Source organism: Psychroserpens sp., from assembly GCF_034670085.1.
Taxonomy (GTDB): domain Bacteria; phylum Bacteroidota; class Bacteroidia; order Flavobacteriales; family Flavobacteriaceae; genus Psychroserpens.
This window is the reverse complement of the sequence record NZ_JAXMOD010000001.1, coordinates 291,562-313,144: the sequence shown is the minus strand read 5'-3', so window position 1 is coordinate 313,144 and position 21,583 is coordinate 291,562. Positions and strand designations below refer to the sequence as shown.

The 21,583-nt window shown below is 33.3% G+C and carries 16 protein-coding genes and 1 tRNA gene; 10 read left to right on the top strand and 7 right to left on the bottom strand.

The annotated features are described in order from the left end of the window. The first annotated feature begins 239 nt into the window (after positions 1–239). The 8 genes from hemW to VOI25_RS01260 all read left to right on the top strand — a co-directional run bounded on the left by hemW (position 240) and on the right by VOI25_RS01260 (position 6,468). Entirely contained in the window at positions 240–1,370 is a 1,131-nt protein-coding gene (gene hemW, locus VOI25_RS01295) for a radical SAM family heme chaperone HemW (protein WP_323787623.1), read from the top strand. Then, positions 1,370–2,137, top strand: coding sequence for a cyclase family protein (locus VOI25_RS01290; RefSeq protein WP_323787078.1), 768 nt, complete (start codon positions 1,370–1,372; stop codon positions 2,135–2,137). The genes hemW and VOI25_RS01290 overlap by 1 nt, the downstream gene beginning before the upstream one ends. Positions 2,138–2,172: 35 nt before the next feature. Beyond that, complete coding sequence (locus VOI25_RS01285; RefSeq protein WP_323787077.1) at positions 2,173–2,784, top strand: DUF4230 domain-containing protein; 612 nt, start codon at positions 2,173–2,175, stop codon at positions 2,782–2,784. After that, positions 2,781–3,182 (top strand): GNAT family N-acetyltransferase, encoded by a 402-nt coding sequence (locus VOI25_RS01280; protein ID WP_323787076.1) that lies wholly within the window; start codon positions 2,781–2,783, stop codon positions 3,180–3,182. The genes VOI25_RS01285 and VOI25_RS01280 overlap by 4 nt, the downstream gene beginning before the upstream one ends. Then, on the top strand, positions 3,179–3,541 hold the full coding sequence (locus VOI25_RS01275; RefSeq protein WP_323787075.1) for an MmcQ/YjbR family DNA-binding protein: 363 nt from the start codon (positions 3,179–3,181) through the stop codon (positions 3,539–3,541). The genes VOI25_RS01280 and VOI25_RS01275 overlap by 4 nt, the downstream gene beginning before the upstream one ends. A gap of 43 nt (positions 3,542–3,584) precedes the next feature. After that, the gene (locus tag VOI25_RS01270; RefSeq protein ID WP_323787074.1) at positions 3,585–4,163 is read left to right on the top strand and encodes a PhnA domain-containing protein; all 579 of its coding nucleotides are present in this window, start codon (positions 3,585–3,587) and stop codon (positions 4,161–4,163) included. 96 nt (positions 4,164–4,259) lie between these two features. Continuing rightward, positions 4,260–5,993 (top strand): DUF885 domain-containing protein, encoded by a 1,734-nt coding sequence (locus tag VOI25_RS01265; RefSeq protein WP_323787073.1) that lies wholly within the window; start codon positions 4,260–4,262, stop codon positions 5,991–5,993. 184 nt (positions 5,994–6,177) lie between these two features. Next, the gene (locus tag VOI25_RS01260; protein ID WP_323787072.1) at positions 6,178–6,468 is read left to right on the top strand and encodes an STAS domain-containing protein; all 291 of its coding nucleotides are present in this window, start codon (positions 6,178–6,180) and stop codon (positions 6,466–6,468) included. 3 nt (positions 6,469–6,471) lie between these two features. Here the strand turns inward: VOI25_RS01260 and VOI25_RS01255 are convergent, their stop codons facing one another. After that, positions 6,472–7,572 carry a DUF4407 domain-containing protein gene (locus tag VOI25_RS01255; RefSeq protein ID WP_323787071.1) on the bottom strand — a complete coding sequence of 367 codons (1,101 nt, stop codon included), beginning with the start codon at positions 7,570–7,572 and terminating at the stop codon, positions 6,472–6,474. 178 nt (positions 7,573–7,750) lie between these two features. Between VOI25_RS01255 and VOI25_RS01250 the strand changes: the two genes are divergently transcribed. Then, complete coding sequence (locus VOI25_RS01250) at positions 7,751–9,127, top strand: M28 family peptidase (RefSeq protein WP_323787070.1); 1,377 nt, start codon at positions 7,751–7,753, stop codon at positions 9,125–9,127. A gap of 6 nt (positions 9,128–9,133) precedes the next feature. Here the strand turns inward: VOI25_RS01250 and VOI25_RS01245 are convergent, their stop codons facing one another. After that, on the bottom strand, positions 9,134–10,522 hold the full coding sequence (locus VOI25_RS01245) for a dipeptidase (protein WP_323787069.1): 1,389 nt from the start codon (positions 10,520–10,522) through the stop codon (positions 9,134–9,136). Between the two features lie 120 nt (positions 10,523–10,642). Between VOI25_RS01245 and VOI25_RS01240 the strand changes: the two genes are divergently transcribed. Further along, positions 10,643–10,724 (top strand) — tRNA-Leu (locus VOI25_RS01240). A 112-nt stretch (positions 10,725–10,836) separates the two neighbouring features. On the opposite strand, the gene VOI25_RS01235 is transcribed toward VOI25_RS01240, so the two are convergent. From VOI25_RS01235 to VOI25_RS01215, 5 genes are all read right to left on the bottom strand, one after another. Next, the gene (locus VOI25_RS01235) at positions 10,837–13,728 is read right to left on the bottom strand and encodes an alpha-amylase family glycosyl hydrolase (RefSeq protein ID WP_323787068.1); all 2,892 of its coding nucleotides are present in this window, start codon (positions 13,726–13,728) and stop codon (positions 10,837–10,839) included. Positions 13,729–13,790: 62 nt separating this feature from the next. Beyond that, positions 13,791–15,590, bottom strand: a complete 1,800-nt coding sequence (locus VOI25_RS01230; protein WP_323787067.1) for a SusE domain-containing protein — start codon at positions 15,588–15,590, stop codon at positions 13,791–13,793. A gap of 10 nt (positions 15,591–15,600) precedes the next feature. Then, on the bottom strand, positions 15,601–16,734 hold the full coding sequence (locus VOI25_RS01225) for a SusE domain-containing protein (protein WP_323787066.1): 1,134 nt from the start codon (positions 16,732–16,734) through the stop codon (positions 15,601–15,603). A 14-nt stretch (positions 16,735–16,748) separates the two neighbouring features. After that, complete coding sequence (locus VOI25_RS01220; protein WP_323787065.1) at positions 16,749–18,362, bottom strand: RagB/SusD family nutrient uptake outer membrane protein; 1,614 nt, start codon at positions 18,360–18,362, stop codon at positions 16,749–16,751. Positions 18,363–18,368: 6 nt separating this feature from the next. Further along, positions 18,369–21,272 (bottom strand): SusC/RagA family TonB-linked outer membrane protein, encoded by a 2,904-nt coding sequence (locus VOI25_RS01215; RefSeq protein WP_323787064.1) that lies wholly within the window; start codon positions 21,270–21,272, stop codon positions 18,369–18,371. Positions 21,273–21,583: the final 311 nt, after the last annotated feature.

Sequence of the window (21,583 nt, the reverse complement as noted above, 5' to 3'; positions counted from 1 at the left end):
CAATTTATTACACCTCAAACACTATTAATTCTAAGATTTGCATTTTTATATTATGTTGGTCGAGAATTGTATTTAACGCGATTCAAAAAAAAGCAAAATAAGCTAATTTGGTTTATGATTATTTTAATTTTCGGCTACTATGGATATGCTATTTTTTTAGCTTTCAGAAGACGATTGGTCCTTAAACGGAAATTTCAACCCAAATTTAATCTAAGATATAACAATTAAAAATTAAACACATTTCAGGCATCTATATCCACATACCATTCTGCAAACAGGCTTGTCACTATTGCGATTTTCACTTTTCAACAAGTTTGAAGAAAAGGGATGAGATGGTAAATGCGTTAGGAAAAGAAATTCAACTTAGAAAGGATGAATTTAAGAATACTACTGTAGAAACGATTTATTTTGGTGGAGGAACTCCAAGTTTGTTAACGATTAAAGAGCTTCAGTTTTTAATAGCTACCATTTATCAAAACTATACAGTGATTTCAAATCCAGAGATCACACTTGAAGCGAATCCCGATGATCTTTCAATTAAACAAATCCAGAATTTATCGACATCACCAATAAACAGGTTAAGTATTGGTATTCAATCCTTTTTTGAAGCCGATCTTAAACTTATGAATCGTGCTCATAATGCTGACGAAGCCAAAGTATGTTTAGATCAAGCAACACAATATTTTGAGAATATTTCGGTCGATTTAATTTATGGTATTCCAGGTTTAAGTAATGAGCGATGGAAGGAAAATATAGAATTAGCCTTGTCTTATAATATTCCGCATATTTCAAGTTATGCTTTAACAGTAGAACCAAAAACAGCTTTAGCAAGTTTCATCAAGAAAGGACTTATAAGTGATGTAGATGATGACCTAGCACACGAACAATTTCATATTCTAAAAGAAACATTAGAGACTTCGGGTTTTGTGCATTACGAATTATCTAACTTCGGAAAGGAAGGCTACTTTAGTAAAAATAATTCGGCTTATTGGCAAGGTAAATCGTATATAGGTATTGGACCTTCAGCACATTCTTTTAATGGAAAAGAACGCGGTTGGAATGTGCGTAATAATTCAAAATATATAAAGGCGATTCAAAACGAAATACTACCAATAGAAACTGAGTTTTTGACGATTACTGATCAATATAATGAGTATATCATGACAGGTTTGCGAACCATTTGGGGTGTGTCATTTCATAAAGTAGAAAACGAATTTGGCACAGTTTTTAAAGATTACCTAATTGAACAATCAGAAGTTTTTATACATCAACATTTATTGTATATTGATGATGAGCATTTACGCGTCACCAAAAAAGGACAATTTTTATGTGATGGAATAGCTTCAGATTTATTTAAAATTAATTTATAGTGTTAGCAACAATCCAATACAATTCCAGAAAACTACAAATAGATTTATCAAAACCATTAGATATCTCTATTCCTATGCGAGCTTCAATAAAAAATGTGAATGCATGGTATATTGATGAGCCAAAAATTGAACCTGTTCATTCAGACGATTGGATAGGAAGTGTTTCAGAAGGCGCAGATGTTAACTTTAATAACATTCAATTTAATCCGCATGCACATGGCACACATACTGAATGTGTAGGACATATTACCAAAGAATTTCACTCTGTAAACAAAAATTTAAAACAGTTTTTCTTCCTTGCTGAAGTTATTTCTGTAGCTGCTGAGAAATATTTGAAAGACACAGTCATTTCAAAAAAACAATTGCAGTTTGCGCTAGGAAATAAAAAACGTGATGCCATTGTAATAAGAACGTTGCCAAATATGAAAGATAAATTGTCTAAGCAATATTCAAAAACGAATTGGACGTACTTAAAAGAAGATGCAGTTGAATACTTGGTAAGCAAAGGCATTAAACATTTACTAATTGATTTGCCTAGTGTTGATAGGGAAGAAGATGGAGGTGAACTCAAAGCACATAAGGCATTTTGGAATTTTAACGGGAAACTCAGGAAGGATTGCACAATAACCGAATTTATATATGTCCCAAATAAAGTGGATGATGGAGAGTATTTTTTAAACTTGCAAATCGCTCCTTTTGAAAATGATGCGTCACCAAGTAAACCAGTTTTATTTAAAGTTCTCAATAATATTAAAGTGAATTTTTAGTCTTTATTCAGATTCTATAAAGCAATTAAATTAGTATGGAAACATTTTTTATCATTATCATAAGCATCTTAGTAACCTTAGCTATTGTTACGTTGGTGAAACAATTCAGTATAAAAAAAAGAACCAATACCCAATCTGTGATTTTATTAGATAAGATTAAGAAAGTCTGTAAGTTTATTACGGTAGAAGGTGATTTTGCTGAGATTTACCATTATGAAGATGTAAAAGAGCGCTATCTTAAACTCATTACAAGTCGGAAAAAAGCACTTGTAGTTATTAATGCGAAAGCACATGTTGGATTTGACTTATCAAAAATTCAACTAGAGTCTGATATGAAGACCAAGACAGTTAAACTATTCCATTTTCCGCAACCAGAAGTCTTATCTATTGAAACCGATTTAAATTACTATGATAAAACTGATGGTATGTTCAATAAGTTTGAAGCATCAGATTTAACCGAATTACACAACGAAGCGAAACTTCATATTATGAATAAAGTACCAGAAAGTGGATTATACGAGGTAGCTAAAAAAGAAGCTTTAGAATCTGTGTTACTTATTGAAACTATTGTTGAAACTATTGGTTGGAAGTTAGATTATTCAGCTTTAAAAATTGAAGATAAAACACCTAAAAAACTTAAGGAGTGATAGAAATATCAAAGGACAAATCGCGGTTGGATGTCAATTTGATTCAAGAGTTTTTGACTGAAACGTATTGGGCAAAAGGAAGATCAAAAGATGAAGTTAAAACATCAATTGAACATTGTTTGTGTTTTGGAGTGTATATCGATAACAAGCAAATTGGGTTTGCTCGAATAGCAACAGATTATGTAGTTTTTGTGTATCTAATGGATGTATTTATTTTACCAGATTTTAGAGGGAAAGGCTATGCTAAGCAATTAATGAAAGCTATAAATGAAGAACCCTTGCTTCAATTGTGTAAAACGTGGATGTTAAAAACATCAGATGCACACAAACTATACGAACAGTTTGGATTTACTGAACTCAAGCATCCAGAAAAAGTAATGGAACGGTTATTAAAATGAATATAGAAGACTATAGAAATTACTGTATGCAAAAGAAGGCAGTTTCAGAACATTTCCCATTTGATCAAGACACCTTAGTATTTAAAGTTTTGGGAAAGATGTTTGCCTTAGCTTCATTGAAAAAATGGGAAGAAGGAGAAGCCTTTATAAACTTAAAATGTGATCCAGAATACGCTCAAGAACTGAGAGCAGATTATGAAAGTATCAAACCAGGTTATCACATGCATAAGCAACAATGGAACAGTGTTTATATTCATAGTGGTGAATTGCAACCTAAACTTATTTATGAGTTAATTGATCATTCTTATGATATGGTTGTTAAAGGCATGACTAAAAAAATGCGTGAGTCCTTATTGTAACTGTGGTCTTGGTAAATTTACCTATCATTGTAAAAAAAATAAAATGAGTGTATTACAAACCCTTCAAGAACGAAGTAATAATAGCTGTGAATTATGCAGTGCAACTAACGATTTATCTCAATATACAATTCCGCCTTCTTTAAATGAAAATGTGGCAAATGATATTCTCGTATGCAAGACGTGTAAGGATCAAATTGAAGGCAATACCGATATGGATCCTAACCATTGGAGATGTTTGAATGATAGTATGTGGAATGAAAATGTACCAGTTCAGATTATGGCTTGGCGCATGTTACAACGTCTTCGAGCTGAAGGTTGGCCCAAAGATTTGTTAGACATGATGTATCTAGATGATGATGCTATTGCTCTAGCTAGAGCTACTGGAGAACATGAAGATGAAGCGAATAAAATAATTCATAGAGATGTTAATGGAGTGATTTTAGAATCAGGAGATTCGGTTGTTTTAGTGAAAGACTTAAAAGTGAAAGGCTCTAGTATGGTTGCTAAACAAGGAACTGCGGTAAGAAACATTAGATTAGATCATGAGAATGCTGAATATATTGAAGGTAAAGTTGGAGCGCAACAAATTGTGATTATCACCAAATATGTAAAGAAATTATAAAATTAAGATTGAAAATCATTTGGTTTCAATACCTATAATCCGTCAGCCTTTGGATCTTAAAAAACATCAAGAACGTCAAAATAAAAATTTAAATTTATGTCGTATTTAAAACCTGTAATCCTAATTCTTTTTTTTAGTTTGTTTTCCTTTCAAGAAAGTGCAAACTTAAGGTCTGCATCCGAAGAATTGCAAGCCATAATTGACAACTATCAAGACCATGAAGGTTACGATAGAAATGAATATCCTTTAGGACTTTTTACAAAAGACTATTACAAATCTGAAGCTGAGTTTGCTCAAATAAAGTTGAATGAATTGTCCAAAATTGATACTGAAACCTTAAATGAAACTGAACAAATTTCATTAACGCTTTTAAAGTTTGTGTTGCAGGATCAAATTGATTATTACGAATTTGAAGGTTACTTGAACCCTCTGTTATCAGATTCAGGGTTTCATTCCAATTTAACCTATGAAGTTAGACCGCTTACTAACTATTGGCAAGTTAAAGAATATCTTAAAAAACTGAATGCTATTCCTGAGTTTGTAAATCAAAATTTAGTGCATTTACGTCATGGTCTTGAAAAAGGAGTCTCTCAACCAAGAATTATTTTCGAAGGGTATGAATCGACTTACGATACACATATCGTTGACAATTATGAAGACAGTTTTTATTATTCGCCATTCAAAAGCCTTCCTAGTGATTTAAGTGAAAGTCAAAAAGACTCCGTTTTAACTGCAGCTAAGGTGGCTATTAAAACTAGTGTGACACCACAGTTTAAAAGAATAAAAACCTTTTTTGAAACGGAATACCTTCCGAAGACTAGAACTACATTAGGTGTTTCTGAAACGCCAAATGGAAATGCGTATTATCAAAATAGAATTAATTATTATACAACGAGTAACCAATATAGTGCTGATGATATTCATCAAATTGGGCTCAAAGAAGTTGCAAGGATAAAATCTCAAATGGAAACTATTATCAGTGATTTAAAATTTGAAGGAAGCTTTGAAGATTTTTTCCATTTTTTACGAACAGATAAACAGTTTTATGCCGAAACACCTGAACAATTGCTAATGATAGCTAGAGACATGGCTAAACGAGCTGATGCGCAATTACCACGTTTCTTTAAAACCCTACCACGTAAACCTTATGGTGTTGCTCCAGTTCCTGATGCTATTGCACCAAAATATACAACAGGTCGCTATATTGGTACAACAAAAGAAAGTACAGATCCGGGTTATTATTGGGTTAACACCTATAATTTGCCAAGTAGGACTTTATATACAATGCCTTCATTAACAGTTCATGAAGCTGTTCCAGGTCATCATCTGCAAGGGAGTTTAAATAATGAATTAGGTGATAGCATTCCCAGATTTAGAAAAAATTTATATTTATCTGCTTACGGTGAAGGTTGGGGATTATATTGTGAGTTTTTAGCTGAAGAAATGGGAATGTACACTACACCTTACGAAGAATTTGGTAAGTTAACCTACGAAATGTGGAGAGCTTGCAGATTAGTTGTTGATACGGGAATTCATGCTAAAGGCTGGACACGAAAACAGGTTGTAGATTATATGGCTTCAAATACAGCATTATCACTTCACGAAATAAGTACAGAAACAGATCGATATATTTCATGGCCAGGACAAGCCTTGTCTTATAAAATAGGCGAACTTAAAATAAGAGAACTTCGTAAAAAAGCGGAGTTCGCACTAGGTTCAAAATTTGATATTAGAGAATTTCATGATGTTATTTTAAATCAAGGAACGGTTACCCTTGCAATTTTAGAGGACAGAATTAATAATTACATTCATAAAACAAATACCAATTAAATATTTTAATAGGCTGTTGTTGTGCATTTTATCGGATAAAAAAAACCATTCATGAACCAAATCTTACCAATTATACATTTTGTCGAATAAATAGCAAGAGCTGTTTATAATTTTGGATATTGAAGTCAGAAATCATTGATTTTAGCACCAAAATTTACAGTGAAATTAACCTTAAAATGCTATTATGGACTTAGAAATTACACATTCAAACAACTTTTTTAAAGTAAAAGGCTCTTTAGATAGACACAATATTCATGTGTTTAAAAGTAAATTCAGAAATATTTTTGAAAAAGCTAATGCAATTACAATAAGTATTGAAGATTTAAAAAGTATAGATCGACATGGTGTTACTGCAATAGCGCAATTACACAACGAATCGATCATTAAGCATAAACGTTTATCAATTATTGGCTTAGGATGTAAAGATTTATACGACCATTTTAAATCAGAAAGCCCAAAAATATCTGCGGCCTAGTTGCTATAATGCATTTTTTTGATGTTTAAAAAAAGCATCTGCCTGAAGTTGCATTAATTCCCTTGCTTTTTTTCGCTTATACGTGTAAAGCTCATCTTCTTCTGCAATATCGTTATAGATTTTGTTATTGAGGGTTTGGTCTGTTTTTAAAAGAATTTTACGCTCATTTACTTTCTGCTCTACCCATGTTTTAACTGCGGTCTCAGCATCTTCTAATTTATAATCATATTCACCTTTAGGTGATAATAACTTCGCGAAAATAGGAGACGTTTCAATAGCTAAAAACAACAATAAAATAAAAAGTGATGGTAACCAAGGCAATTCACCTAATGCATTTACACGAGCCATTAAACCATCAAAACCATCAATAATAGGTTGTGAGGTTACGACTTGAGTATCATAATCTGATTTTAATTGTGTGATTTGATCTTCTTTTAAGGTTATTTTAGCTTTATTATCTGTTTTAAGTTGCTGTAACTCTGCTAAAGCAGCATCGTGTTTATCCCGCTTTTCTTTGTATACTGGACCTTTTCCTAACAGATGTGTTCCAGCAGTTCCTTCGGCTTCAGAAATGTATGTACTATAAAGCGCATTAACTTCAGCTTCTTTAGTGTTTATTTGGGATTGTAAATTAGTTATGTCGCTTTCAAGTGCCTGTACATTTGGTGTGAACTGTTGTGCAATTTGTGTTTTATTAGCTAAGGTCAAATCATTCTTTTGTTCTAAAAGCACTTGATTAATTTCCTTCTCAAAAATTTTCAGTTCTAAAGGTTTTGATATCACAACTGCAATAATCACGGCTAACAATAATCTAGGAGAAGCCTGAATGATTTCATCAATAATACTGTCACGTTTTTTAATGGTAGACACAATAAAGCGATCTAAATTAAAAATTAATAATCCCCAAACAAAGCCAAAAGCTATGGCTGCAAAAAGATTATCAAAAACGGTATATAAGGCATAAGAACAAGCAATAAAAGCCATGACAGCAGTGAAAAACACTGTGGCTCCAATGCCAGCAAATTTGTTTTGTTCCCCTATTGAGCAGTTATTTAGTATATCAGTGTCAGATCCTGAACAGATGATGAAGAATTTTTTGAGCATGATGATTTGATTTTGATTGATTATCTATTAGAACGCTAAAAAATGACAGATGTTACACTTTTTATTAAGAAAAAGACCATTCAGTTAAGGTTTTTCAGATTTATAAAACAACATTTTAGAATTTGTATGTAACTAAAATCCACTATATTTGAAGAAATTAAAAGAAAAATTGCCCACAATGAAAACTTTTAAAACTACTATTTTATGCCTCTTTTTATGTGCGTTTAATTCACAAGCACAATCGATTCAAGATATTATTGATAAAGTTAGTTTAGACACACTATCGCTAACAATTCAAGAGTTTTCAGGAGAAACAGCTACAGTTGTCGATGGAAATTCAGTAACCATTACCAATAGACAACAAGCTAATAACGATTTAGCTGCAGATTATTTAGTTCAAAAACTTGAGCAACATAATAATCTGACTATTACAGATCAATCCTTCAATAGTAACGGAAGAAACATAATTGCCACTCAATTAGGAAAAACCAATCCTGATGATATCTATATTATTTGTGCGCATTACGATTCGGTAGCAGACTATTGTGCAGATGATAATGTTACAGGAACTACTGCTGTTTTAGAAGCAGCAAGATTATTATCAACACAATGTCTTGACAATACAATAGTTTATGCCTTGTGGGATGAAGAAGAAATAGGGTTAAATGGATCTTCCTTTTATGCAGCTCAAGCTGCTGGGAATGGCGACAATATTTTGGGTGTCTTAAATTTAGATATGATGGGTTACGATGGTGATCCTTCAGGATCTGCAGGTGATAATCAATTTGATATTGATGTCAGAAATTTTGCAGGTTCCATTGCAATGAAAGACGACATTATTGCCGTGTTAAATAGTTATACTTTCGATTTAAGTGTGATTGAGGTTAATCCTGGAACTTTTTCAAGTGATCATTCAAGTTTTTGGGCCAACGGATATTCTGCAGTATTGCTAGGTGAATCATGGGAAACCAATGACCAAACTCCTTTTTATCATTCTTCAGGTGATCGTTATAGTACATTAGACTTACCATATTTTTATGAGTTAACAAAACTAACAACAGCGTATATGGCTACAGTAGGAGGATTGGTTGGTGTAGATAATAGGATTACCCAAACAGTTACCACCTTAACTTCTAATCAAGCTTCTGCTTCATACCAATGGATTAATTGTGATACAGATTCTCCAATTTCTGGAGCAACTGCACAATCTTATCTTCCGACAGTTAGCGGAAACTATGCGGTTGAAGTTACCTCTGGTACTTGTGTAGAAATCAGTGATTGTGTTGCATTCCTGACATTAGGCCTAGATGATTTTTTAGCTAATGAGATCAAAGTATTTCCTAATCCAGTAAAGTCAAACCTTAATGTCGAAATTTCTGGAAATACCGAATCTATTGCGTTAGATTTATTTGATGTGTCCGGAAAATTAGTAATGCAAAAGAGTATTACCAATGAAGCCATTTCAATGCAAATAAAAAATCTTCCTAGAGGTATTTATTTCTTAAAGGTCTCATCTTCTGAAAAAACAGGAACTTATAAAATTGTAAAAGAGTAGATAATTTTATCTACTCAATTCAGTAAAGTACTTATAAAACAATGGAATTGTTTCAATGCCTTTAAAATAATTCCAAACACCAAAATGTTCGTTAGGAGAATGAATTGCATCACTATTTAAACCAAATCCCATTAAAATGGTTTTACTCTTCAATTCTTGTTCAAAAAGTGAAACTATAGGAATACTTCCACCACTACGCTGAGGTATAGGTGTTTTTCCAAACGTATCTTGATATGCTTTTGAAGCAGCTTTATAGCCGATACTATCAATAGGTGTTACATAACCCTGTCCACCATGATGCGGTTTTACTTTTACTCTTACACCAGCAGGTGCAATGCTTTCAAAATGAGTTTTAAATAAGTCTGTAATTTCTTCCCATTCTTGATGAGGGACTAATCTCATAGATATTTTTGCGTAAGCTTTGCTCGCGATAACCGTTTTAGCGCCTTCTCCAATGTATCCTCCCCATATGCCATTAACATCGAGTGTTGGCCTTATGGAGTTTCGTTCGTTAGTTGTATAGCCCTTTTCACCATAAACAGCATCTATATCTATTGAATTTTTATAGCCTTCTAAGGAAAAAGGTGCTTTTGCCATTTCTGCTCTTTCTTCATCAGAAAGATCTTCTACCTTATCATAAAATCCAGGAATTGTGATGTGGTTGTTTTCATCATGAAGAGAGGCAATCATCTTTGTTAAAATATTAATAGGATTCGCAACCGCTCCACCATATAATCCAGAATGTAAATCTCTATTCGGGCCAGTAACTTCAACTTCAACATAACTTAAACCTCTTAATCCAGTAGTTATTGATGGAACATCTTGAGCAATCATTCCAGTGTCAGAAATTAAGATGACGTCATTCTTGAGTTTTTCCTGATTGTTTTTTACAAATTTTGAAAGGTTAACACTTCCAACTTCTTCTTCACCTTCAATCATGAACTTCACATTACATGGTAATTGATCTGTTTTTGTCATGAATTCCATGGCTTTAACATGCATATACATTTGTCCTTTATCATCACAAGCACCACGAGCAAAAATAGCACCTTCAGGATGTATTTCTGTTTTTTTAATAACAGGCTCATAAGGTGGTGAATCCCATAGTTCTAAAGGATCTGCTGGCTGCACATCATAATGACCGTAAACCAATACCGTTGGAAGGTTTTTATCAACCATTTTTTCACCATAAACAATTGGAAAACCATCAGTTTTACATATTTCAGCATGGTCACAACCTGCTTGTAACAAACTTTCTTTTATCACATCGGCAGTTTGAATAACATGATCTTTAAAAGCGGGATCAGCACTAACAGAAGGAATTTTAAGCAGTTCTATCAATTCACTTAGAAATCTGTCTTTATGGTCTTTTATATAGGATTGAATGTTTTGCATATACGTCAAATTTTATGTTCATTCAAAAATACAAAAATGAAGATGATTTTTTCACTATTAAAGTTATTTGAATATTGAAAGTATTGTTTATATTTGCAACCCAATATTCATTGGAAAGTTGCAGGCGTGGTGGAATTGGTAGACACGCTAGACTTAGGATCTAGTGCCGCAAGGTGTGAGAGTTCGAGTCTCTCCGCCTGTACAAAATAAAAAGCCGACTCTTTGGAGTTGGCTTTTTTTATTCTATTGTAAAAAAAGCTTTCCAAAAAATATGGAAAGCTTTTTCAGGCTAATTCAAATTGCTATAAATCAATTTAAAGTTTTAATATTTTTGATGTCAAAGTTTGACCATTTTTATTTTCTATTTTAACTAAGTAAAGGCTTGGGCTTAAATCTGAAATATCATAAGAATCATTTTTAGTGAACTCGCCACTAAATGATTTTACTAATTTACCAGTGATATCAAAAATTTCTAATCGTTCTAAGGCCTTATTCGTTTTAAATGATGTATTTACTGGGTTTGGATAAATACCGAAAGTATTATTTGCTATAAAGGCTTCATTACTTAAAGTAGAAGGTACATTTCCAAAGATTCTAAATTGACCAGCAGGAATAGTTACTGTTGCGGCATTATAGATTGTGCTACCAGTTTCATCCATGAGGTCATACCAATTTCCACCAGTTGGAAAACTAGTATTTATAGTTCTTGAAATCACATCAAAGTTTGCAAGTATAACAACATTCCTTAATGATGAAGATGGAAGAGAGGTGTCAAAAACATCTATTCTTGGAGTTAAACTTCCAGATGTAATTGCGTAATCTCCTTCAAAAACAGGTTCGTTAATTTTTAAAGCATTCAGTCTTGCCCAATCATCATAGATTTGTTTCCTATTAACATCACCCAACCAATTTTCTGTCCATTGAGGCTGTGGTTTTGTGTCTAATTTACAATCGCCATCGGTTCCTCCTGGTTCGTTAACGACACCGTTATTACATGTAAATATTGAGTTATCCATTCCTAGAGCTCCAAAGTGCCAAATCATTTTAGGTCCAGGAACTGTTAAGGTTACAGCTCCTAATGCTGACATTCTTGATAAAGCAGTATTTAAATCTGTAACATTATGAGAAGCATTTGTATTATTTCCGAATTGTAGGTTTCTATACATTAGGCGTTCTTCATCGTGACTTTCAGCATAACCTATAACTCTAGCTCCTTGAAATTGTGAACGAGATTTGTGACCGACAGCATTGATATTATTACCAGAATTATAACCCATAGTTAATTGGTTATATTGGCTGTTCATTATTCCCCACATCATGACTCCTTTGCCTTCATTGTAACGATAATTAGCCCATTCTTTTTCTTCGTTTTCAGAACCTAAATGCTCAAAAATCACATAGTGAGTAGGATCTAAAGACCAGGAGTAATCAGCGTAAGCCTTCAATATATCTACGCGGTCTTGTTGGTAACTATTTGTACACCCTTCGTTATTTTCACAATTTTGAGTAAATCCTTTTGTTAAGTCCCAACGGAATCCATCAATTTTAAACTCTTCAATCCAATGCTTAACAACACGTCGAGTATATTCTTGAGTTAAACTGCTTTGATGATTAAAATCTGAGCCTACGTTATAACTATGTTTAGGTACTACATTAAAATAAGGATTATCACTACTTGGTCCACCCCAGCCATCACCATCAGGATCATTCATCCACATTCGTTGCATTGGGTTTCTTCCGAAAGCATGATTCAAAGCCACATCAAGAATAACTGCAATTCCGTTTTGGTGACATACATCAATAAGTTCTTTGAGTTTATTTTCAGTACCATAATATTTGTCTAAAGCCATGTGAAAAGCTGTATTATAGCCCCAACTTTCATTGCCTTCATATTCCATTACTGGCATTAATTCAATGGCATTTACATTAAGATTTTTAAAGTAATCTATACGATCAATTAAGTCTTGATAATTACGGTCAGCATCAAAATCTCTAACAAGTACTTCATAAACAATTAAATCTTCCTTTTTAGGCTTTTGAAAGTTTGGTACCTGCCAATTATATGGTGTTTGTCCGGTTTGAAGAACAGTTACTTCTCGTTCTTGACCCGCTGGATATACTGGTAAATTAGGATAACTATTACTTGGAATGAAAGGATCATCAAAAGGTGATAATACTAGAGTTGAAAAGGGATCTGCAGTTTTTACTAATCCAGGAGAATTCGTGATTGGGTTAGTATCAAAAACCCAGTATTGATATGTTTCAATTTGTCCTGGCGTTAGACCTGTTAACTCTAACCAATACTTTCCAGTTGAAGGATCACGTTTCATAACATGGGCATTGGTTGGTGTATAGTTATTGAAACTTCCAGCTATTTGAATGAACTCTTTGCCAGGTGCATTTAATACTAAGGTTGCTTTGGTAGCATCTGTGCCATAGTTAATACCATCAACTGCTCCAGCAGGTAATGCCTGATCTGCAACAGTAGGAACTACTACAACTTCAAAAGAAGCTTCACCAGACTCAGAAGCATTTGGTGCTGGTGGAGAACCAACAACCTTAACAGTACCACTTTGGGTAATATTGTTAATTGTATAATTACAAGCTGGAAATCCACAAGATCCAGATGCAATCGACACATTATTATAAAAAATCTCATAAGTACCTTGAACAGTTGTGCTTCCTTGAAATTTAATAGTGGCGCTGACACTTAAATTGCTTCCAGAATTTATAACAACCAATTCACTAGAGGGTTGATTAATAATTATTTGGACACTTCCGATAGGAAATATATAATCATTACATCCATCATCTTTTAACTCTTGAGTACCATCTTCATTTCTAAATACCATCCCAATTTGAGTAGCAGCATCTGCTTGAGGTTGGGTAATAGCATAATACGTTTGAGGCGTAATTGTAATACTAAATATACCTCCTCCTTCATTTGTCATTTGACCAACACCATCATCTTGTCCCCAATTACCTATAACACTAAAACCAAAAGCGTCTGAATTATTACCAATTCCCGAGTGCATGTATACTTTTGAAGGGTTGTTAAATCCATTACAGTTTGTTCCAGTTGTGTTGTTAGTATCAAGTGTTATGGTTACAGGTTGGTCGACCTCAATTGCACCAACACTCAAGGTAACTTGAGCAAAAGTGTTTAATGAAATAAATGTAATTAAAGAGAGTAAAAGTTTTTTCATAGTAATAATGTTTTATAAAAAAGGCTATGTATTCACATAGCCTTTAATAAGAATTTTATTATTTATTCTACTGTGATTGTTAAATTCCCGGTATCTACGGTTACAGTATATGTGCCGGGAGTGCCATTGAAAAAGAAATTGCTATCGCCATCCATGGCGTTGTTCAAATCTGTATCAATAGTATATCCATCTGCTTCGTAAGTTGGGTAGTTAATACCTGTTCCCCAATCACTATTAACTGTAAAGAATCTGAAAGCATCATTAGTTAATGCAACTTGTCCAGAGTATATTCCAGCACCAGTACAAGGTAAAGCAACCGGAGTATCCCAAGACCAACCAGCATCTACAACACCTGCGCCAACCATCCATAATTGATCAAAGTCACATTGAAGTTGTTCTGGTGCTAAAGTTATAGTCTTGTTAATATCATCTACTGTTAAAAAATAAGTACCTGGAGTTCCATCAAAAGAGAAATTACTGTCCCCATCCATGGCATTACTAAAGTTACTATCAATAGTATATCCATTTCCTTCATACGTTGGATAATTCGTTCCACTTCCCCAATCGCTATTAACTGAGAAGAATCTAAAAGTGTCATTTGTTAAAGCTACATTTCCAGAGTATGTTCCGTTTCCAGTACAAGGTAGAGCAACAGGAGTATCCCAAGACCAACCAGCATCAACAATACCAGCACCAACTAACCATAATTGATCGTTATTACAGTTTGGACCAACCACAGGTGGACCTAATGTAATTGTTTTAGCTACAGTATCTATTTCTAGAAAATATTCTCCAGGTGTACCAGTAAATTGGAAGTTACTGTCACCATCCAAAGCATTTGCTAAATTAGCATCAATAGTATAACCTGCACCTTCATAAAAAGGATAGTTTCTTCCAGAACCCCAATCACTGTTTACCGTGAAGAATCTGAATGCATCATTAATTAAATTTATATTTCCAGAGTATTTAGTGCCTTGTAAAGGTAATTCAATAGGTGTGTCCCATGACCAACCAGCATCAACAGCACCTGCACCTACAACATAAAGAATTGGAGCAAGTTCTACACTGTATGGCGTTACTGCAACAGTAACTGCGTCAGAAAAACGTTCCATATTTCCAGCTTCCATTTCTATGGTAGCTTTTATTCTTACATCTAGGTTGCCAACTTCTTCAGCAATAAGTCCAGCATTCAAAACTATGTCATTAAATAACTCATGAGTTCTTGAAAAAGTCATTCCATCTGCACTTTCAGTAACAGCACCAGCAAAACTTGTTCCAGCTACTGCAAATTGTACTTCATAAACAACATCCACCGAACTGTTTTCTCCAAAATCTGGATCATTCCAAGCAACGTTTATTGCTTCATCATTTGGAGTAGTTTCCAGTAAAACAATTGAAAACGTACTATCTGGACTAGAAATCACGGGAGCAGCTTCAGAATATGATGATACACTAAAACTTACACTATTTGAAATTTCAGATCCAGTTGTTACTCTCATAAAAACTGTAAAGGGTTCAAATGCATCTGCACCTTCATTTAAAACAATTGAATTAAATTCTGCAGTAGTCATGGTAAAACGGTCAGTAGTAGAAGAACCTATTACCAAAGGACTTTCAAATAAAGCATCTGGAGATAATTCTACCATATAACCTCCAGAACCAGAAGTTAATTGATCATTCCAAACAATTGAAAATGCTTCATTGTTTGGGAAATTGTAATTTAAATTAATGTTAGATATCGCTGGATCTAATAACCTAAATGTGGCATCAGGAGAAGTGATTTCTAAACTTTCTTCGGTTTCGCATGCGACAAAGACTAAGAATAGACCTAGTATTAACGCAGTAATTTTATTTATTTTCATAGTGTTATTTTTATAAATTTTGTGGAATCAGAATATAGTCTCCAGTTAAGTCGTTAAACCAAACTTCATAATCATCTTGAACTACAACTGGAATGCTTCCGCCACCATCGGTTGCTACTCCAGAAAAAGAAGTTGACCCACCCCATGTAGATCCAGTATTTGTCATAATTTGTAAATCACCAGGTTGAAGATTTACGTTAGAAATGTACCATAAATGAGTGTCAAAGCTAGATTGTGTAAAAGCAGTATCTGTTCCTACAGCATCACCTTGTAATGTCATACTTGAAAAACTTGTCGAACCAGATTCATCTGTAGAATCCATGGTATAGGTATTCGATGAAAAATTAATTGTAAAGGTATAATAGCCATCAGAAGCTACACCAAAACGACCAGGATCACTATCTTGAGTTGCCGGATTACCAGCAATGTTTCCAGAAGATTCAATAGTGTCACTTCCTTCAGCAGCTGCTACGCCCCATTGTGGTTGCCATTGTCCTCGTACTTCTAAAATTTTGAATCGACCATCATCAAATCCACCACCACCTTTGGTAAAGAATCCAGTATAACGATATAGATTATTGTTTTCAGAATCTCTAAATAATGGAGGATTATTGTTGTTATTATTCCAATCGGCAGAAGTTCCATTACCAACTAAATAGAAATCTTTAAATACATAATTGAAATATGGTTGCACTTGAAAACTAATAACGTTAGAAGCCACAGGAAGTCCGTTTTGAGAACCTATTGAGCTCACAACTCTAGTGTATATTGTACTAAACATAAAAGGAGGTAATCCTGCAGATCCTGCTGCAGAATTTAACTCATTTACAGATAATGTAGCAGATGTTGTTCCAACAACTGAAGTAGCATTTACAGGATTGGTAAATGACTCATCCGATGACATTTGTACTGCATAGTTTTCTGAAGCTTGTTGATTATAATTTGCTTCGTTCCAATTAAATGTTACAGCAGCATTTCCAGGATTTGAAGGATCTAATTCGATCATAGAAATTGGAACTTCTGATAATACAATTGGAGTTGTTTCTGTGGCTGTAAATATATTTTCGTCATTTTCACAAGCAATTGTAAACAGACCAAACGATAATACAGCTAGAAAAATATGGATTTTTTGTATTTTTTTCATTGTTAAATTTTTTATTAATACCCAGAATTTTGAGTAAGATTTGGATTTGATGACATACTTAAATTAGGTATTGGAAACAAATTTAAATGTGAAGGTATAGCGATACCATTACTTCCATTTCCTTTCCATGCCCAATTGTAATTTCCACCTGTAAATAATCCATATCGAATTAAATCTTGTCTTCGGTGAGCTTCCCAATGTAATTCTCTTGAACGCTCATCTAAAATAAAAGGCAATGTTAATTCTCCAGTTGTTATTAAATTAGGGTTGTTAGCACGCATTCTTAAATCATTTATTAATTGAACTGCTGTATCAATAGTTCCACCACCACCTCTTAAATGCGCTTCAGCATACATCAGATGTACATCTGCTAATCTAAATAAAGGGAAATCTGTGTCAACAAAAGTTTGATCAATTCCTGCCTGTCCATTAGACTTGACATTTGAATATTTTTGAATGATAAACCCTGTATCTCTATCTGAAATATCAGTTATGCCAATTGGTCGTCCATCAGATATAATAGTATTTCGATCGTCATTTGAAAAATCGCCACCTTGCCATAATTGAGCAAATTCTTTTCTTACTCTAAGTGCGCCTCCCCAGCCACCTTCACTAACTCCAACTTCAGAACCATTAACCTCAAGACTACCAACCGAACCATTAATCATTACAGTTGTTGGACCGAAGTTTTGTGTTGTTGAACCATCTGATACAATAGGGAAAATAATTTCATTTTTTGCAGAGTTGATATTGTTGTCTGCCATGAAGTTATGCTTATAATTCGAAGCTAATGTATAACCAGAATTAAGCAATTGTTGACAGTAATTCATACAATCTGAATATCTGTCTTGTCCTATATAAACTTCGGCATTTAAGTAAATTTTTGCAAGAATCATGTAGGCTACACCTTTATCAGCTCTTCCATATTGCATATTTCCTGATTGATTTGCTCCAACATCAAGTAGGTCATCATCAATTGCGAGTAATTCGCTTTCAATAAAACTGAATAACTCTGCTCTATTGGCTACAGGTAATACAGTGTTCACTGGATCAGCTTCTGTTCCAAAATTTGCTTTTCCGAAGAGATCCATCATATAATAATAAGATAATGCTCTAAGTAATCTTGCTTCTGCACGATACGCTACGATATCTTGACGTACAGCATCTGAAACACCTCTACTATCTAATTTTTCTTGAGTTGTTTCTCTTAAAAAATTGTTCGCTAATGCAACTGTTAAATGAGTTCTACTATACATTCCCAAGATAAGTGGGTTTTGAGCTGTCCAAATATTTCGTTGAAGTTCTCTTGTACCTGGATCGTTTTCATAGGACCAAATCATTTGGTCTGCAGTTAAGGTTTGCATGTAAAGGAGTACACGTCCAAATTGACTGGTTCCTGCATCAATACCTGCAATGTTGGATGATCCTGGACCTTCTGTTCCTGTTAATGCTAAATTTCCATAGACACCTGCAATAACTCGTTTGTAAGCACTTTCACTTTCAAAAAGTTCTGAGCCTAATAAAGTATCATCATCGTTAGGTGTAATGTTTAGGTCTTCTGTACAAGAGAATAACATAAACACGGACAATAATGATAAGATACCAATGTTTTTAATTCTTTTTTTCATAGTCTTTTAAAATTTAATATTAGCACCAAATAAAATATTTCGTGATCTTGGATAGATTGTATTGTCGATACCGTTAAATACTTCTGGATCTAAACCGCTGTATTCTGTAATTACAAATACATTTTGTACGCCTCCCCAAAGTCTTACGGATTTAACAACGTTTGATAATTTTTTAAAGGTATACCCTAATGTAATGTTATCCATCTTCAAAAACGATGCGTTTTCTAAATAGATATCAGAAATAATAACGTCTGATGTTCTTTGAAAATTAGTCTGAGTAACAGAAGTAGGAATATTTCCTAAAACAGCATTATCTTGTAATAACTCATATTGAGCTCTTGAAGAATTTACATTATTATACACATAGTTTCCAATATTAGCTCTTAAGTTAAAAGAGAAATCGAAGTTTTTATAATCTAAACTAGTTTGAAATCCTAAAATAACATCAGCATCTGGATTAGCTCTTAGATAACGATCTTGATCATTAATAATATTGTCTCCATTTAAATCAGCATAAGCACCTTCAATAGCATTACCTTGGTTGTCGTACAACTGTTTAAATACATAAAATGAATTAGGTGCCTGACCTTGGCTAAATAACTGAATAAAGTTTCCAGTTCCACCAGCAATTCCTCCAGTAGTAACATCTTGACCAGAAGGTAAAGAAGTAACTTCTCGATCTAACAATGTCGCATTAAAATTGAAATTTAAGTTAAAATCTTCTTTTTTAATGACTTCAACATCTGTTGTGAATTCAATACCATTAATTCTTAATTCAGCAATATTTTGAATTATACTATTCGTAAAGTTACTACCATCTGCTACTGGAGCATTAAATAATAGGTCTTGAGAATTTTTTTGAAAGAAGTTTAAACTACCACTTACTCTGTTATTAAACAAACCATAATCGATTCCAAATTCAATGGTCCCAGTTTCTTCCCATTTTAAATCTGGGTTAATAGGTGATGGTATTAATGAAGGTATTACTTGATTTCCAAATTGGTATTGAGAATTTTGGTTTCCTGTACGGTATCTTTCTAAAAAGATGTCTTTTTCACTAATATCTTGTTGGCCTGTAAAACCATAACCAACTCTTAATTTAAGATAAGATATCGTTTTAGAATCTTTTAAGAAATCTTCATCGCTTATTTGCCATGCTAATGCACCGGAATAAAAATCACCCCATCGATTATCAGGTCCAAAACGAGACGTACCATCTCTTCTATAGGTAAGCGTTAATAAATATTTTTCAAAAAAGTTTAAGCCAGCTCTACCAAAAAAACCAATGTTAACTACATCTGGATCGGTAAATGTGTCACTATTACTTAGTGGGTTTAATTTATTTCCAGTAAAAAAACCATCGTTGGTGAAAATTTGATAAGAATAACCTGCTGTAAGTTCTGTGCCAACATCACCAAATGTTTTCTTATAGTTTAAAAAACCATCAAGAGATTGATTCTTTCTAATTTGGTATTTTATTTCTTTGTTTCCTTTTACATCATTATTTGTTGCAAAAACTGCATTTTGATCTTCCCAAGCAGAAGTTTGATCAAAACCTAAATTTAACACAGCTTTTAACTCTGGTAAAAAATGAAACTTGTAATCTAAGTTTATGTTACCAAAAAAACGTTCAGCATCAGATTGGTTATTTGTTTGTAACAACGATGCAACTGGGTTTTGAGTTCCTAATGAGATTAAATCTCCATCTCTATGTTGATAATAACCACCAAATGGAGATGTAGAATCATAAACTGTCTGAGTTGGATCGTATCTTAAAGCAGCACCAATTTGTCCTGAATCTGCAAATCTGTTATCTTCAAAAGAAAGGTTTGCATTTACATTTACTTTTAAATGATTATCAAATAAACTAGGGTTTAACGCTACAGACAAGTTACGTCTATCAAATTCAGAGGTTAGAAGTGCACCTTCTTGTTTTGTAACTCCAAAAGAAAAACGAGCAGGTAAAGCTTTAAATAATGATCCTCTAAGCGTTACATTGTGCTGTGCAGAAACTGTTTCTCTAAAGATTTCGTCTTGCCAATCTGTATTTGAATTACCCAATAAACTTGTATTAAGTGTAGTTCCATTAATAGGTTGAGAATTTACTAAGTTTCTAAATTCATCAGCAGAAAAAACATCTATGCGATCAGCAATTTCACCAAAAGTGAATTGCACATCATAATCTGCACTGAAATTAGATTTACCTTTTTTAGTCACAATAATTATTACACCATTTGATGCCCTAGAACCGTAAATAGCTGTGGCAGACGCATCTTTCAATACTGTAAAAGATTCTATGTCGTTTGGATTAATACTAGCCAAAATTCCTCTAGAACCATTTACATTATCATTGGTGATTGGTAAGCCATCAATTACAATTAATGGATTATTCGATGCATTAATAGAAGAACCACCTCTAATTTTTATTTCAGATCCAGATCCTGGCGCACCACTTGTGTTAACTGTTACACCTGCAACTCGACCTTGTAAAAGGTTTTCAGGAGTTACGATATTACCTTTTGTAAAATCTTCAGAGGTAATAGATTCTACTGAACCTGTAGCATCCTTTTTTGTAGTTGTACCATAACCAATGATGACGATTTCATCCAATTGAGCTGCGTCTTCTACCAAAGCTACATCCAAAGGAGATTGATCAGAGTAAATGATTTCTTGAGTAACATATCCTAAATATGAAAATACTAGGATATCGCCTTGATTAACTTTGATGCTGTAAAGACCATCAAAGTCTGTTGAGGCTCCAGTTGTTGTGCCCTTAACAAGGATATTAACACCTGGTAAGGGAGATGCATCAGCTTGATCTGTTACAGTTCCTGTTACCGTAGTTTGTGCAAATAAAGTTGCAGGTAACAAAAAAGCGAGTAATAGCAAGCTATTCAAAAATGTTTTCATACACTATTTTTAAGTTAATTTCATTTAGTTAATTGATTATATTTTCACTTCTAAGGTTAAAATTATGTATTTTTTGAGTAAATACTGTATTATCCGTTTGTAATTGTGTAGCGAAAACGTTTTCGTGTTAAAAACTTTTTTTAAATTAACAGAAATCAATAAAAAACATCCTATAATTATGGATTTTACAATAAAAGAATATCTTTATTGATATATTAAGAAATATAGGAGCAACCTTTTTTCTTTAAAAATAATAAAAAATATATAAATAGTCAATTCTAACCTTGTTCAAGGATTTTATATTTTATTAG